We start from the raw sequence: 15,094 nt of genomic DNA on the forward strand, positions 1-15,094 counted from the left end.
AGATGTCGGAAAGATATATTTTGGCATATTTTAAAAGTCCAGAGGAAGCCGAAGGGGTCGCGCGCAAGCTTCGTGCACTTCGGGCCATTGAAGTTTCCATTGATCGCTTCAGTAGATATGGAGGTACCAGCTTTAGCTCAGGGGTAAATCCGGTGACAGGCAATGTGGCCAGAATGGACTCCATGACTGCTGAGCATGCACACACAGGCATACTTGCAGCTGCGGACACCAGCTCTAGCGGGATGAGTCATGGTGGTAACGGTGGTCCAACGGGGAGAGATATTTTGCTTACGGTTATTGTGCATACGGAGTCCTACGATCAGGCTCTGCGCTTAATTGAAGAAGCAGGCGGGATGGTCTGATCAGGCACTCATTAATAAGAATGAAGGAGACAAATAATGGATAGAGAGAACTCACAAATCTTCTCCAAGACGGAGAAATTGAAAATGTTATACGAAGCTAAAGCGGAGGATGTAGAATTCTCGGCGGCGGAAGCCGATCTTGATGATATTGAAGCTCAGGATCGCGCACAAGAAGCGGACAAACGTCAGCTGAATGAGATTATGAAGAAAGAATAGCAGCTAAAAAAGCTAAGGCGGATACCTCACTTTGTGGGGTATTTTTGCGTTTGGGCATGTATAATTAGGGCGAAGAGCTTAAGTGTGGGGGGAAAAGATGGATAACGTTATTTTGTGGACAGGATTAGCCTTATTGATCGCATTATTAACCTATTTGAACCAGAAGCAGTTGTACTCTCCAAAAGTAAAACGGGCCTATCGTGAGTTGGGGGAGCTGACAGAGAAGGTTCGTATGGAGCGCTCTGAGGCGAGCGATTTGTATCGATGGGAAGCAGAATTAACCGAACTAGAGAATCATCCGAACGAACTGAATAAATTGGATGCTGAAATTAGGTTTCATCACGCATTTTTGTTATATCTTGAACGTCACTACCCTTCAGACCCAAGGATTATTGGTTTGAAGCAAGCTGACGCATATCAGAAGGATATGGTTTTGGGGATTAAAATAAAAGATTATAAATCCAATAAGTAAGATAATTTTGAATGTGTGTACAATGGGAGAAGGAAAATATTCGTACAGGTCGCAGACAACTGTTGCATGAAGGCGAGGGTAGGCGTGGCTTGCTGCGCCGCAGTCTGGCTGGAGTGCATTTGAATCGGAGGAACTTCCATACTTTGCTACATGGGATTGAGAATGATAGGAATTTGAAAATGAAATTGAGAGTTTGAACCCTAGCTGATATTTGCAGCTGGGGTTTTTGGTAATGGATCAGTAAAAACGAACTAAGTTAGGGCAAGCTTTTAGCTTATAAGTAAGGCTAATGCTAAGAAGAATTTTGGGGTCTCATAGTCGACGTAGCTGTAGATACTTTTCTGTTGGAAAATGAAATTAGGGAAAACCTCCCTCTATTTTTCTCTAAATGCTCGAAAAAATGAGTTTTCAGGGAAAACATCCCTAAAAAACGCTCGAAAAGATAGAAAAAGGCCTGATTTCATGAGTTTTTGGGGAGTATTTCCCTAAATGATAGATCAACCTTCGAATCTTGCACATCATTAGGGATGTTTACCCTAATTATCATCACTTTCAAGTATATTAACGTCTGCAGATGTTATAAATATTTTAAGTAATATAGCTAATATCACACTACAGATTAAGGATGTATAATTGTTCGAATATACTAGCTACGACCAATCAACTATTGAATTTTTTCAGGGGGAATTAGAATGGGGCTGGTACACTCTCAAGGAGTTACTGATGAGCTTGTTGTTAGATCTTTAGAAAGAAATTTAGCTATTATCCGGTTTGACCTTGATCGCCGGGTAGCTTATGTGAATGAAGTTTTTGCAAATTCCATGGGATATAAAAAAGATGAAATGTACGGAATGCATCATAAAGAGTTCTGTTTTCCACATTTCGCAGATAGCCCAGGTTACGAACGGTTTTGGCAGGATCTTTTTACAGGGAAGAGTTTTCAGGATAAGATCGAACGAATGGATTCGAAAGGAAATGCGGTTTGGCTTGAAGCTACCTACATGCCAGTGTTTGATGAAAGCAATGAACAAGTCATCGGAGTATCTAAAATAGCAACTAATATTACCCAAAGACAAAGTAACATGAGTAATGTTGTGCAACGGATGCAAGAGATGGCAGACAGCTTGAATCAAAGAGCAGATTTAGGTATTGAGCGCAGTCAAGAATTATTACGAAGCATCAACAAAATCGCCGAAGTATCGATAGAAAATACACATACTCTAGCTAATCTTGAAAAGCAAGCTGTATCGATTCATAGCATCGTGCAAACGATTCGCGATATTGCTTCGCAAACGCAATTATTAGCCCTAAATGCAGCTATTGAAGCAGCTCATGCGGGGGAGTATGGGCGAGGTTTTGACGTAGTGGCAAAAGAAGTAAGAAAATTATCTTCCATGGTACAAGATTCGATCATAAAGGTACGGGATAGTGTGGATGCGATCACGCTGGAAATTGGAAAGATCTCTATAGGAACAAATCAAGTGCAAGAAAATATAGAAGATAGTCAGCAGCAGGTTCTGGTAGCGTTGGAGGATTTTTCGAAGATTGCTTCTTCTGCACAAAATCTCGACACACAAGCGCGCGAGGTTATGGATATCCTTTAATTGTTAATATGTATGTTGATAGATTGAATATCAGCAAAAAAGGGTCGGTCTCCTACTTAAAAGAGATGGACCCTTTTATTGTTGGTATTATCCGATTTTGTTAACAATCAAGGTAGGAATCATATATCTATTATTTGTGATGACTCCGTCTACAGTAACACTAACCTTAGTAACTCCGGTGTCCCCAATCGCCCCATCAGAGCCAGTCCCACCTTTAGCCCCCCGTCCCCCCAGTTGCCCCATATCCGAGTAATTCTGCTGTAGCTAATCGATGCTGGGTTACTAATTTCTCTGCACTGTCTTTACCCCAAAATGAGATTTGGATTGGATGGTCTGGCAAACTAGCAGTTGTGAAAAAAATTCGAAGGTATCAAAATCCGCAAAATAATTTTAGTTATTACCTGATTTGGCATCACATCTAGCAGATCGCCTACATATTGAATTCTTTCTTCATTTATGTAGTAGCCTTCGATCAGAACTGTGGAAGCAATCTGACCGCTACCATTAGCAATTTTGACAGTGACCTGTTGTGTAAGTCTTGTGTTGTCTTCTGAGTTAACATTGTTTTCTATCGGACCAGTAGTTAAAAGAGTCATTGTCCTTCCTCCATTTGCTTCATTCAGATTATTAAGCCTGTTTGATTTTCTCTATGTCTTTAAGAGTAGCGATAGTTTATGCTCAGAAAAACGAACCTTTTCCAAGGATTGGTTGTCATATAGATATCTCAGTCAAGAAAGGAGGGCGTAAAATTTGGAGAGTAACCGGGAGTTATTTGAAACCTACAATAAAGATGTATACCGGACTTGCTACTATATGGTGCATGACGCGGCGGATGCAGAGGATTTGACTCAGGATGTCTTTATTACCGTATTTCGCAGTAATCGTGAGCACGTGGAGCATATCAAGGCTTGGATTATGAAAATAACGGTCAACCATTGCCTCAATCATTTGAAACGAAAACGGACTTTACAACAGAAGATTACGGACAACCTTCATTTCTTTAATAAAACGGCAGAAACAGCTGTGGAGCAGCAGATTGAGCAGCGTGAGACGGAGGTCGAGTGGGCGCAATATATGAGCCAGGTCCCTATCAAACTTAGGATGGTGCTCACACTTAGGTATATGCATGATTTCAGTCTGGCTGAAATTTCGGATCTGCTGTCCATTCCACTTGGAACGACCAAATCTAGGCTGCATAAAGGGCTAACGGTAATGAGGAGAATCCTGCAGGAGGCTGGGGTTCAACTTGAACTAAAGGAGGGCGAAGCTTTTGAAAAAGTTAGAAAATATGCTGGAGCATCGTTTAAATGAAGATAAAGGCGTGCCTTATCCAGATTTTGAACGCATGTGGGGACGTTTAGAGCAAGAAAACAGTACAATGACTCCCCTACAACTTCGTATGGCGAATGGTAGCGGGAACAGAGGGAGAAACTGGAGTAAAATAGCTGTGGTGGCTTCATTTTCAGTACTTATTGCAGCGGCACCCGTATATGCAGCAGTGCATTATGATTGGGATAATTTGCTCCATGGAAGAGGAGGCGTTCAAGCAGCGCTGGCCCAAAATCTCGGACAACAACTGAACCAGTCAGTGACGCAGGATGGAGTAACTCTGAAGCTACATACAGCGATTGTGGATGAGAATCGGACGGTTATCTTATTCACTTTGGATGTAGGAAAACGCTTGGAAAATGAAAATTGGAATGTTAATGGAATGACTTTGAAGGGCGCAGATGGGGCGAATGGTCCTAGTGAGTTCAGTTATGTGTTATGGGATGAGAAAAATCAACATTACAACGGATATTTCGAGAGTGATTGGACACCGAAAAAGGATACTGTGAATGTGCAACTAGTTGCAGATAATCTGCAAGCCTTTAGTACACAGGAGTTAGATTTACCGCTGGATATCCAATCGCAGGAGACACAAAAGTTTCCTATTGGACAGGAAGGAATGCGCAGCATAGAGGTGAAACCTTTTACCCAAGGACAAGAAAAAATATTATTCTCTTCAGCGATCATTTTTGATCAGCCAGAAACAAAAGAATGGGCCTTTCCAAATATAGTCGCTTACAAAAACGGAACGCTCATAAATTCGCTGGCTGGAGGTGCTTTCGGTACACCGGGAGAAAACGGGGAATATACGTCCCAGCAATATTTTAAGGCGGCTGATATTTCCAGCGGAGAAGTGAATTACAAGCTGCAGTACATGAAACAAGAGAAAAAGGTTGAGGGGCCCCTAGCTTTTGATCTTCAACTAAGCAAAAAGCAGATGGAGAGCGGGACCATAAATACCTCATTGAATCTGCCGCTAGAAGAGGGCGAACCTAATTACACGCTGGAGAAAATGGTAGTGACGCCTACTCAAATTCGAATCGCTATTAGAAGTAAAGAGAAAGGCAATAATTTCCCGTATCAAAAGTCTACTCTTGAAGTAGCAGGCAAGACGCTGGAGGGCAATTTCTGGAGATCTCCAGAAGGTGAGCCGGAATTAACAGTGCTTCGTTTTGAGCGGCCAGTTGACCTTGAAATCACAGAAGAGACGCCAATTACCTTTGTTGCTAAATACAAGGTGACTCAGCACGGCAGCTATAAAATTAACAAGGACGAAAAAACACCACTTCTGTTGACGAATATATCTGAAAAGAAACAGACGCTTATCCAGCAGCTTAGCGGATACCCGGTAAAATGGACGTACTATATGCAGGGTGCCGATCTTTATGTAGAGACTGAAAGTGAAGATGCTCGCTTCGGTGGAATTAACCAGACCCATATCGGACTGGGGAAAGAGCGTATTTTAGGTAAACCTCTGACCGTTAATTTCACGGGGGATGGAAACAATAAGGCCATTGATGTTTACAAGGGTTTCAAAGGTACAGAAGCTTCTATTTATATATTCTTCTATACGACTGACGATCCGGATAAAGAAACAAGAGTACAGCTGCGGCCATAGAAAATTTTTTTTAGGGAGGAACCTTGTGTTCTTCCCTTTTTTTCGTTTACAGTGAGTAGATGCTGAGTGGACTCAGCAAGGATTAGCGTAAAGGAGAGAAAAGGATGGAAATCACTCGCTGTGCTTGGGTTAATGAGGATCCTTTATATATCGCATACCATGATGAAGAGTGGGGCAAACCTCTGTATGATGACCGGAAGCTGTTTGAATTACTTATGCTCGAAGGCATGCAGGCAGGGTTAAGCTGGTACACCGTCTTAAAAAAACGGGCACATTACAGAGAGGTATTTGATGGATTTGATCCGGAAAAAATTGTGCATTATGATGAGCCGAAAATTGCTGAGCTGATGAACGATCCCGGGATTATTAGAAATCGCTTAAAGATTGATTCTATCATTCGTAATGCAAGCGTATATTTGCAAATTAGTGCGGAAACAGGCAGCTTTTCAGATTATCTCTGGAGCTTTGTGGGGGGCGCGCCTACGCTTAACCATTGGAAGACACGTGCGGATGTCCCTGCTTTAACGGCTCAGTCTGACGCAATGAGTAAAGCATTAAAAAAGCGAGGCATGAAGTTTGTCGGCTCTACCATATGTTATGCTTTTATGCAGGCATCGGGGATGGTAGATGATCATTCGCTCGATTGCATTTGCAGGAGCAGCCCGGGCATGGCAGAGCGTTGATCTGTAGTTTGGCGTTACCCCAAGAAGAAATGTTATACTATGAAGCGAATGCTCACAAAACTAAGTCTATGCTTACGAAGCCAGTTTTGCACGAAGTTAATCAATGAAGCTAACGCTCACAAAACTAAGCCTATGCTTTCGAAGTAAGTTTTGCACGAAGTCAATCAATGAAGCTAACGCTCACAAAACTTTAGGAGGATCACATAAAGATGTTATGGCATGAAGTGACGATACATACAACAGAAGATGCACAAGAAATGATTTCGAATTTTTTATATGAAGCAGGAGCGGGTGGGGTTTCTATTGAAGAATCCGGAACACTCAGTAAAGAACGGAATACGCGTTACGGTGAATTATACGACCAACCCTTGAATGATATCCCAGAAGGGGAAGCGGTAATCAAAGGTTATTATGCCGATTCCACGGATATGGATGCTGTTATAGAAGAACTGACTCCACGGGTAGCAGAATTGCGTGAGTACGGCATTGATCCGGGCAAATCGCTGATTTCTTGGAAAATCGTAGATGAAGACGAATGGGCGCATGCTTGGAAGCAATATTTTAAACCGCTCAGGGTATCGGAGCGTCTCACGATTAAACCAACTTGGGAGGAATATACACCTGAGAGCCCAGATGAAGCAATCATTGAGCTGGACCCTGGTATGGCATTTGGTACAGGGACTCACCCTACAACAGCTTTGTGCCTGCGTGCGCTTGAGAAGAATATTAGCGGCGGCGAAGAAGTAATCGATGTTGGTACGGGTTCAGGAATATTGGCTGTAGGTGCAATGCTGCTCGGTGCGAAATCCGTGCTGGCGTTAGATTTGGACCCTGTAGCTGTTGAAAGTGCGCGGGAGAATGTAGCACTGAATAAACTTGAAAAGTTCATTACGGTAAAAGAAAGCGACCTGCTCTCCTTGCTAGGCGGTGAAGGTGTAGCTGACACGGCTGCTGGAGAAATGTGGCCATCCGCTAGACCGGGTCACACTCTTGAGGGAACACCTGCGGAGCAAGTAACAGAGGATAGCCTCGGCGTTACACTCCCGGTGAAGATTGTAGTTGCGAATATTTTGGCAGAAATCATCGTATTGTTTACGGATGATGTGTATCGTGCACTTCAGCCAGGAGGCTTGTATATTACCTCTGGTATTTACAAGGATAAAGAAGGGCTTGTGGCTAACGCACTACAAGGGTCCGGCTTTGAGATTATGGAAGTATCCCGTGAAGAAGATTGGGTGGCATTTACAGCCGGAAAGAGGTAAAAATGGATATATTGCAAAGTATAATACGTGTAGATCTGGATCAGCTTCCTTTTCTGCTCATTACGATTTTAATTGCTTTTACAGTACATGAATTCAGTCATGCTTATTTCGCAAATAAGTTCGGTGACCCTACCGCTAGATTATTAGGACGCATGACGCTTAACCCTGCTGTACACTTCGATTTTTTTGGTATTTTACTGCTGCTGGTTGCTGGTTTCGGGTGGGCACGTCCAGTTCCTGTAAACCGTGATAACTTTAGCCGCCCCCGTCTGATGGGAGTCATTGTGTCTGCTGCGGGCCCAATCAGTAACCTGTTACTAGGGATTATTGGTGCTTTAATATATGGGGTGCTTGCGGCAACCGGTGTATTAGAGTCGATCTCCAATGATCGCGTTTTAGAGGCAGTCTATCTGTTCTTTGGCACCTTTATTCAATGGAACTTCTTTTTATTCTTGTTCAATCTGATTCCATTGCCTCCGCTGGATGGCTACCGGATTGTGGAGGATATTGCTCCTCGCTCCATTCGGGGCAGATTACAGCAATTTGAGCAATGGGCTGTATTTATCTTTTTATTAATTCTATTTATTCCAGGGTTACGAACCTATACCATCGATCCTCTTGGCCACTGGGCTAGTGAAATGTCGAGAACATTTGTGCAGCTATTCCTAAGAATGTTTGGCAGCTAAGGTAGGGACTGAAGTCTGGTCAACCCTGCTTAAACATTGTATTATGTAATTTGTTGAAAAATAGGATAGTTAAATTTCGCCTGATCCATAGTTATATTTCTCTAAGAAACGGGTGACGTCTTTATTAAGGCGTCTTTACCGTTTCTTCTTACTGAATTCATGAACAGGATGATGAAGAGATGCAGCGATATTTTGTTACACCAGAGCAGTTTGGTGCAGATAACGTTAGAATTGATGGGGAAGATGCAAGGCATATTGCCAAAGTCATGCGCGGTAAGGTTGGGGACAAGCTTATTGTCAGCGATGGCGTCTCCCGTGAAGCGTTAGTGGAGATTGCTCAGATCGAAATAGGGGAAGTGACAGTGAACATCCTGGAAACCCTGGAGATGACGCATGAACCGCGGATAAAAATCACAGTGGCTCAGAGCTTACCCAAGGCCGATAAGATGGAAACTGTCATTCAAAAGTGTACAGAAATTGGAGCCGTTGGTTTTATTCCTTTTCTGTCGGAGCGCACGATTGTACAATACGATGAACGCAAGGAAAGTAAGCGGCTGGACCGCTGGCGTAAAATTTGTAAAGAAGCTGCCGAGCAGGCACACCGGAACATCGTTCCGGCTGTAGGCTCACCGTTATCCTGGAAGCAGCTGCTACAGACTTTTAGTGAGTATGATGCTGTTTATTTCTGTTATGAAAAAGAAGAAGGCTTGCAGCTTCGCAGCAGTGTTGCCCCTTGGTTATCCTCGCTTTCACCACAGGCTGCTGGGAAGGTACTGATTGTAGTAGGTCCTGAAGGGGGTTTTACACCAGAGGAATGCAAAAACGCAGAAGAAGCTGGTGCGGTTTCCGTAGGACTAGGACGGCGTATTCTGCGCTGTGAGACAGCGGGCATGGTTGCCGCTGCTTGTATTTTATATGAATCGGGAGAAATGGGAGGAGCTTAAGAGATGCCATCCGTAGCATTTTATACTTTAGGTTGTAAAGTGAATTTTTATGACACCGAAGCCATCTGGCAGCTATTCAAAAATGAAGGTTACGAGCAGGTCGATTTCGAGGGACCCGCCGATGTATATCTGATTAATACTTGTACTGTAACTAATACAGGTGACAAAAAAAGCCGTCAAATGATTCGTCGTGCCGTTCGCCGCAATCCGGAAGCTATCGTGGCGGTTACTGGCTGCTATGCGCAGACCTCTCCTGGTGAGATTCTTGATATTCCTGGTGTCGATCTTGTTATTGGTAACCAGGACCGCGATCAGATCATGACGCATGTAAAGAACATTGAAGCCTCACGTCAGCCGGTCAACGCTGTTCGTAATATTATGAAGACACGTGAATTCGAAGAGTTGGATGTACCTGGCTTTGCGGATCGGACGCGTGCTTTTATGAAGATTCAGGATGGCTGCAACAACTTCTGCACATTCTGCATCATTCCATGGTCGCGTGGACTTTCCCGCAGCCGTGATCCCAAAAGTATCGTAACCCAGGCACATCAATTAGTAGAAGCAGGGTATAAGGAATTTGTTCTCACGGGTATTCATACCGGTGGTTACGGTGACGATCTTGATAATTACCGTCTAGCCGATTTGCTGTGGGATCTAGATAAGGTGGATGGACTGGAGCGGGTACGTATCAGTTCTATCGAAGCAAGCCAGATCGATGAGAAGCTGCTGGAGGTGCTGAACCGTTCCTCTAAAATGTGCCGTCATCTGCATATCCCGCTGCAAGCCGGACATAATGATGTGCTGAAAGCGATGCGCCGTAAATATACGACAGAAGAATATTACGCCAAAATGCAGCTGATCCGTCAGGCGATGCCAGATGTCGGGATTACTACGGATGTTATCGTTGGGTTCCCGGGGGAGACCGATGAAATGTTCCGTGCCGGCTACGACTTCATGAAGGCTATTAATTACTCCGAGATGCACGTATTCCCTTACTCCAAGCGGACGGGCACTCCGGCAGCGCGGATGGAGAATCAGATCGACGAAGAAATCAAAAATGTACGCGTGCAGGAACTGATTGATCTTTCGGAAGAAATGCAAATAGCTTATGCTCGCAAATTTGTAGGCCAGACATTAAGTGTTATTCCGGAAAGAGCTGCTAAAGGGGCGCCGGGGCGCAATATCCAGCATGGATTTAGCGACAACTATCTGCAGGTGTTCTTCAATGGAGAAGATTCACTCCAAGGAGAACTTTGTCAGGTGAAGATAACGGAAGCTGGCGTGAACGAATGCCGCGGTGAGTTGGTCGGGGTTAGTCAGACTGGGCTTCAGCAGGCTGTCCGTTAAGCAATAGATAGTAGTGAAAAGACAACAGAGCAGCCATTTTCCCGTTAGCGGGGAAGGGCTGCTCTGTTTTTAAGTTGTTGCTGTCTAGACCACCAATTCATAACAATCTCATGATGCTTTCGGACCCAGCTGGCGTTATTTGTATTTTTTTTGCCTTTTATGCTTAGTTTCGGACTCCAGTGCAGCTATTCCTCAGAAAGTAGTTCATAATAGGTGTTTTTCATGACTATAGCGACTATGGTGTCCGTTAGTGTTCCAAAAGTGGGATAATGCTGCGAATAAGGTCAGCTGTGTCCGATAGTGACTTCATACGCGTAGAAGTGGATCAAAAAAACATCCGTAGAATCATGATTGAAAAAATCCCCGCCAGTACAGTGCCTAGCAAGCTCCGGGTTTTTATCGCAATCAAAAAAGTAGGCAATGCCGCAAAAAGCTCAATGTTATTAGCTAAAGACGAAAATTTCCCATCATTCAAAAAAATCTCCTGACCTATTAATGCTGCCATAACAGAGATAGGAACATAGTTTAACCAGCGCATTCCCCATTCTGGCAATTCAAACCGGCTAAGGATCATGAGCGGAGCCACCCTGGGAATAAAGGTCACAAAAGCTGCTCCTAGAATGATCAGAAAGACATCCCATCTTACTTCCATTTTTCAAACACCATCCCTATCGTTGAAGCAATGACTGTAGCGATAATCACTCCAACACTGCTGGAGAATAGGAAGGAGCTTCCTACTGCTATGATCACGGCAAGGATTGCGACAACCAAATCTAGTTTGATTTTATTACGGTCAATCATGGAAATTACAAGAATGCCAATAAACATCGCAGGTAAGGCAAACTGTAAACCGAATTGATCAGGGTCTGAGATCCACTGAGCTAAAAAAGCTCCCGCTACATTCGCAAGAAACCAATTTAAATAAGCGGTGAGATTTAGACCGTGCATCCATTTTTCACTGATTTGCTGCTTATTCAAAGCTTGATTGATGGCAACTCCAAAGGTCTCATCAGTCAATAAAGAACCAACCAGCATATTTCTCAGTGGGGAAAGATGGCGGAAATAAGGTGAAAGAGCTGCACTAAGCAAAATATGGCGAAGATTCACGATAAATATCGTAATAATAATGGCCGCAGGCGAGCTGCTAACAGCTATCATTCCAGCAGCTATAAACTGAGCTGAGCCCGCGTAAAGAATCAAGCTGATTAAGGCAATCTCAGCAATGCTGAGCCCGGCTGTCTTTTGAACAACACCTGCTGCAAGTCCGATGCTTAAGTAGCCTAGTAGTGTGGGAATACAATCTTTTACCCCTTTAAGGAAGCTATCTTCCTGTTTAGGAGACGGGATTGCTTCTAGTTGGACGTTCTCTGCACTCATCGTAGCCCCCTTGTTTCAAGAAAGAATTTAGTAGTTAGCATATTACTTCCTAATATTTTGATCAACCTTTACCGTATTATCTAGTCTGAAAGTCCCGAATTTCGCTTTATAGAGCCAGGGGGTAAACACTTAGGGTACAATTGTCGATATAAGTAAAAGAGTGTGGGGATAAACCACCGAACGACATTATAGCCTAAGGGAGAGAACAAATGACTGTGTACAGGAAAATGACGAAAATGCTCCTCATCATGATATTGTTAGCTACTGCGGTTTTTCCGGTAAGTGTCTTTGCAGCGACCGGTGATATCAACTCGATTGAATTCGAAAGCTCCGCTAAAGTAGAGCTTACGGTTGGACAAACGCCAAAGCAACTTAAGGTATATGCGAATGTGGAAGGGTCCTCATCTAAAAAAGATGTGACAGGTGCAGTTGTATGGAATTCTTCTAACACAAACGCTGTAAAGGTAGTAAATGGCCTATTGACTCCGATTGACAGTGGAAAAGCTATTATTACAGCGACTTATAATCATGCACTTGCTACCATTGAAGTTGAGGTAGCCCATCCTGTTAAAGAACTGAAGCTCGAATATAGTTCTGAAGGGAACTACAAATTGGGTGATGATGAGGATAAACTGCTGGTCAAAGCCAATGCGATTGGTGGAGAAACAGCGACTTCTGCTAAGGATGTAACGGCTGATACTACTTGGAGCAGCTCCAACACAAGCGTGTTGACCATTGCAGAAGGTAAGATCACTTTGGCTGGTGAAGGTACAGCAACGATCACTGCCAAATACAAGACCTTAACAGCAACCTTTAAGGCTGTAGTGAAATTGCCTTATTCTGAAATTGAGCTTAAACATGACGACAAAATCGTTAAAGAACTAGAGATGCTAGTCGGAGATGCACCTTTGAAGTTGGTTGCAGAGACTAAAGAAACTACAAAATCCAGCGCAAATGATATTTCAGAGAAAGCAGAATGGTCCTCTTCTAGTGCTAGTGTAGCTACAGTAGACAAAGGCGAGATCAAAGTGTTGTCTGCTGGTAAAGCTGTAATTACAGTATCCTATCTAGGGATTACACAAACAGTAGACGTATATGTACGTGCTCCTTATGAAGCGCTACTACTTACTCCTACAGGAGATCAATTCCTGTTTATGGGCGAAACCCTGAACGTTAAAGCTGAGGTTCGCGATGCTGCGAATTCTACTCCGAACATTTCAGGCAGCGCAGTATGGACTTCGGATAACCAATTGGCGGCAACCGTTACGCCTGGTAGCGATACTGCGGCAGTGACTGCTAAAGCAGTGGGAACTTCGGTTATTAAAGCAGAGTACAGAGGAATTAATAAAAGCTTTAAGCTGACAGTGTATCCTACGATCACAGAACTGGCAGCCGACAAGACGGAATTGGAGCTTTACACAGATGACACCGTAAGCCTTCCAAAAGTAAATGGTACAAAGCTTGACGGAACAAAGCTAGATCTTAGTAGTGATATTGAGTGGACCTCTGCGGATGATGAGATTGCCACCATTAAAGACGGCAAGATTGTAGCTGAATCGGCAGGTATTGTGAAGGTTATCGGTAAAATAAAATCAGAAAACCCAACGACTTCAAAAACTGCTGTAAGAGAAAAAAGTGTTGAAGTAAAGGTTACAGCGAAAGATAAAGTCCTTGTCTTGCTTGGACCAGAAGAAAACCTGGTGATTGTTACTGGTGAAGAGAAGGCTGTTCCTGAAGTAAAAGCTGTGATGGAAAACGGCAGTGAACTTGATGCTACTGCAACTATGGAATGGGAGCTTACCGGTACGAATGCGATTATCAAGACAACAACTTCCGGTAAGGTAATCAAAGGACTGGTGAAGGGTTCTGCTACTTTAAAGGGAACTTACGCTAATAAAACCATCAGTATCCCAGTTACCATTGAACAAAAGGTTACTAAGCTAGTTGTAGAACCTACTGCTATCGAAATGAACATTAAAGGCTCTAAAGCGATAAAGGTAACGGCTTATTATTCTAATGGTAAGACAGGGAATGTCTCCAGCAGTATGAATTGGGAGTCCTCAAACGAGGCGGTTGCTACGGTTAAAGCTACAACCGTTAAAGCAGTAACAGAAGGTACTGCTACGTTGACAGGATCTTACCAAGGGATTGCTGCTAGTGTCAAAATTACTGTAGTTCCTAAATTAACAAAGCTGACCGTTAATGAGAGCAGACTGAAAATGGCTCCGGGAGCCGTTCAGAATGTAGTTGTGACTGCACAGTATGATACTGGTAAGACTGCTGTTGTTACTGGAAGTGCGGTATGGACTAGCTCCAAGCCTTCTGTAGCGAGAGTATCTGCAAGTGGTCAGATTGTAGCTGTGAGTAAAGGAACGACATCCATTAAAGGAAAGCTAGGCGGCAAAACAGTTACAGTATCAGTGACAGTGAAGTAATAGAGAATAGGATCTGAATTATCAACTATGAATCTGCAAAGCCAACATTATGTTGCTTTGCAGATTTTTTTATTTAGATTCTATAGTAATTCCGACTATTCCGATGTATAATCACTTAAAACATAATAGATGCGTTGGGGGAGATGAAAACATGGCAAAACAAAAGGTGTTGTCGATCAAGACGATTGTAGCGATTGGTATTGGTTCTGCTTTATTCGTTATATTGGGGAGATTCGGCTCGATTCCTTCGGGTATTCCAAACACTAACATCGAGACTACATACGCATTACTGGCATTGTTCTCCCTATTGTACGGCCCGTTTGCCGGATTATTTATAGGCCTGATCGGGCATACCCTGAAGGATACGATATCTTATGGATCGCCATGGTTCAGTTGGGTCATATCATCAGGAATTGTAGGGCTGGTTATTGGCTTGTTAGTAGCTAGAATCGCTATTCATGACGGGGAATTCGGACGGAAGGAAATAATACGCTTTAATTTGGCTCAGATTGCAGCGAATGCTGTAGCTTGGTTCCTTGTAGCCCCAGTGTTGGATATTCTGATCTATGCAGAACCCGCTAATAAAGTATTTACGCAAGGACTGACCGCAGGTGCATTAAATATAGCTTCGGTGGCAGTGATCGGATCTTTACTAGCCATTGCGTATGCTAAGACAAGAACGAAACAGGGCAGCTTGACTAGAGAAGCTTGAGTGGAATACATATCCAAGCTAAAAAGCCGGTGGAAATCACCGGCTTT

Annotated in this window: 17 protein-coding genes; 13 read left to right on the forward strand and 4 right to left on the reverse strand. The window is 43.4% G+C overall.

All coding sequences use genetic code 11. The features are described 5' to 3' along the window. Positions 1 to 2 precede the first annotated feature (2 nt). The 4 genes from MHH63_RS04210 (at position 3) to MHH63_RS04225 (ending at position 2,654) form a co-directional block, all read left to right on the forward strand. A complete protein-coding gene (locus MHH63_RS04210; protein WP_036683926.1) occupies positions 3 to 362 on the forward strand; it encodes a hypothetical protein in 360 nt (119 codons plus the stop codon). Positions 363 to 398: 36 nt separating this feature from the next. Then, positions 399 to 578 carry a YfhD family protein gene (locus MHH63_RS04215; RefSeq protein WP_036683923.1) on the forward strand — a complete coding sequence of 60 codons (180 nt, stop codon included), beginning with the start codon at positions 399 to 401 and terminating at the stop codon, positions 576 to 578. A 97-nt stretch (positions 579 to 675) separates the two neighbouring features. Further along, positions 676 to 1,050, forward strand: a complete 375-nt coding sequence (locus MHH63_RS04220) for a hypothetical protein (protein ID WP_341143443.1) — start codon at positions 676 to 678, stop codon at positions 1,048 to 1,050. A gap of 692 nt (positions 1,051 to 1,742) precedes the next feature. Continuing rightward, on the forward strand, positions 1,743 to 2,654 hold the full coding sequence (locus MHH63_RS04225) for a methyl-accepting chemotaxis protein (protein ID WP_312151002.1): 912 nt from the start codon (positions 1,743 to 1,745) through the stop codon (positions 2,652 to 2,654). 87 nt (positions 2,655 to 2,741) lie between these two features. Here MHH63_RS04225 and MHH63_RS04230 read toward each other — a convergent pair whose 3' ends face one another. Beyond that, on the reverse strand, positions 2,742 to 2,897 hold the full coding sequence (locus tag MHH63_RS04230) for a hypothetical protein (protein ID WP_341171239.1): 156 nt from the start codon (positions 2,895 to 2,897) through the stop codon (positions 2,742 to 2,744). A 98-nt stretch (positions 2,898 to 2,995) separates the two neighbouring features. After that, positions 2,996 to 3,250 (reverse strand): hypothetical protein, encoded by a 255-nt coding sequence (locus tag MHH63_RS04235; protein ID WP_340033529.1) that lies wholly within the window; start codon positions 3,248 to 3,250, stop codon positions 2,996 to 2,998. A 154-nt stretch (positions 3,251 to 3,404) separates the two neighbouring features. Between MHH63_RS04235 and MHH63_RS04240 the strand changes: the two genes are divergently transcribed. From MHH63_RS04240 to mtaB, 7 genes are all read left to right on the forward strand, one after another. After that, entirely contained in the window at positions 3,405 to 3,965 is a 561-nt protein-coding gene (locus MHH63_RS04240) for an RNA polymerase sigma factor (protein ID WP_076128962.1), read from the forward strand. Further along, positions 3,925 to 5,601, forward strand: a complete 1,677-nt coding sequence (locus tag MHH63_RS04245) for a DUF4179 domain-containing protein (protein ID WP_341171240.1) — start codon at positions 3,925 to 3,927, stop codon at positions 5,599 to 5,601. The genes MHH63_RS04240 and MHH63_RS04245 overlap by 41 nt, the downstream gene beginning before the upstream one ends. 104 nt (positions 5,602 to 5,705) lie before the next feature. Continuing rightward, a complete protein-coding gene (locus MHH63_RS04250) occupies positions 5,706 to 6,284 on the forward strand; it encodes a DNA-3-methyladenine glycosylase I (RefSeq protein ID WP_341171241.1) in 579 nt (192 codons plus the stop codon). Between the two features lie 209 nt (positions 6,285 to 6,493). After that, positions 6,494 to 7,546, forward strand: coding sequence for a 50S ribosomal protein L11 methyltransferase (prmA, locus tag MHH63_RS04255; protein ID WP_341171242.1), 1,053 nt, complete (start codon positions 6,494 to 6,496; stop codon positions 7,544 to 7,546). Positions 7,547 to 7,548: 2 nt separating this feature from the next. Further along, complete coding sequence (locus MHH63_RS04260; RefSeq protein ID WP_076128966.1) at positions 7,549 to 8,232, forward strand: site-2 protease family protein; 684 nt, start codon at positions 7,549 to 7,551, stop codon at positions 8,230 to 8,232. Positions 8,233 to 8,411: 179 nt separating this feature from the next. After that, entirely contained in the window at positions 8,412 to 9,176 is a 765-nt protein-coding gene (locus tag MHH63_RS04265) for an RsmE family RNA methyltransferase (protein ID WP_341171243.1), read from the forward strand. A 3-nt stretch (positions 9,177 to 9,179) separates the two neighbouring features. Beyond that, entirely contained in the window at positions 9,180 to 10,523 is a 1,344-nt protein-coding gene (gene mtaB, locus MHH63_RS04270; RefSeq protein WP_341171244.1) for a tRNA (N(6)-L-threonylcarbamoyladenosine(37)-C(2))-methylthiotransferase MtaB, read from the forward strand. Between the two features lie 325 nt (positions 10,524 to 10,848). Here the strand turns inward: mtaB and MHH63_RS04275 are convergent, their stop codons facing one another. Both MHH63_RS04275 and MHH63_RS04280 read right to left on the reverse strand, forming a co-directional pair. Continuing rightward, positions 10,849 to 11,175: an AzlD domain-containing protein gene (locus tag MHH63_RS04275; protein WP_341171245.1), complete on the reverse strand. Its 327-nt coding sequence runs from the start codon at positions 11,173 to 11,175 to the stop codon at positions 10,849 to 10,851. Further along, positions 11,166 to 11,900, reverse strand: coding sequence for an AzlC family ABC transporter permease (locus MHH63_RS04280; protein ID WP_036683898.1), 735 nt, complete (start codon positions 11,898 to 11,900; stop codon positions 11,166 to 11,168). The genes MHH63_RS04275 and MHH63_RS04280 overlap by 10 nt, the downstream gene beginning before the upstream one ends. Before the next feature lie 227 nt (positions 11,901 to 12,127). Between MHH63_RS04280 and MHH63_RS04285 the strand changes: the two genes are divergently transcribed. Continuing rightward, positions 12,128 to 14,335, forward strand: a complete 2,208-nt coding sequence (locus tag MHH63_RS04285) for an Ig-like domain-containing protein (RefSeq protein WP_341171246.1) — start codon at positions 12,128 to 12,130, stop codon at positions 14,333 to 14,335. A 151-nt stretch (positions 14,336 to 14,486) separates the two neighbouring features. Then, the gene (locus MHH63_RS04290; RefSeq protein ID WP_076128974.1) at positions 14,487 to 15,047 is read left to right on the forward strand and encodes an ECF-type riboflavin transporter substrate-binding protein; all 561 of its coding nucleotides are present in this window, start codon (positions 14,487 to 14,489) and stop codon (positions 15,045 to 15,047) included. Positions 15,048 to 15,094 lie beyond the last annotated feature (47 nt).

It is taken from the genome of Paenibacillus sp. FSL H3-0310 (assembly GCF_038002785.1).
Lineage (GTDB): Bacteria > Bacillota > Bacilli > Paenibacillales > Paenibacillaceae > Paenibacillus_AQ > Paenibacillus_AQ odorifer.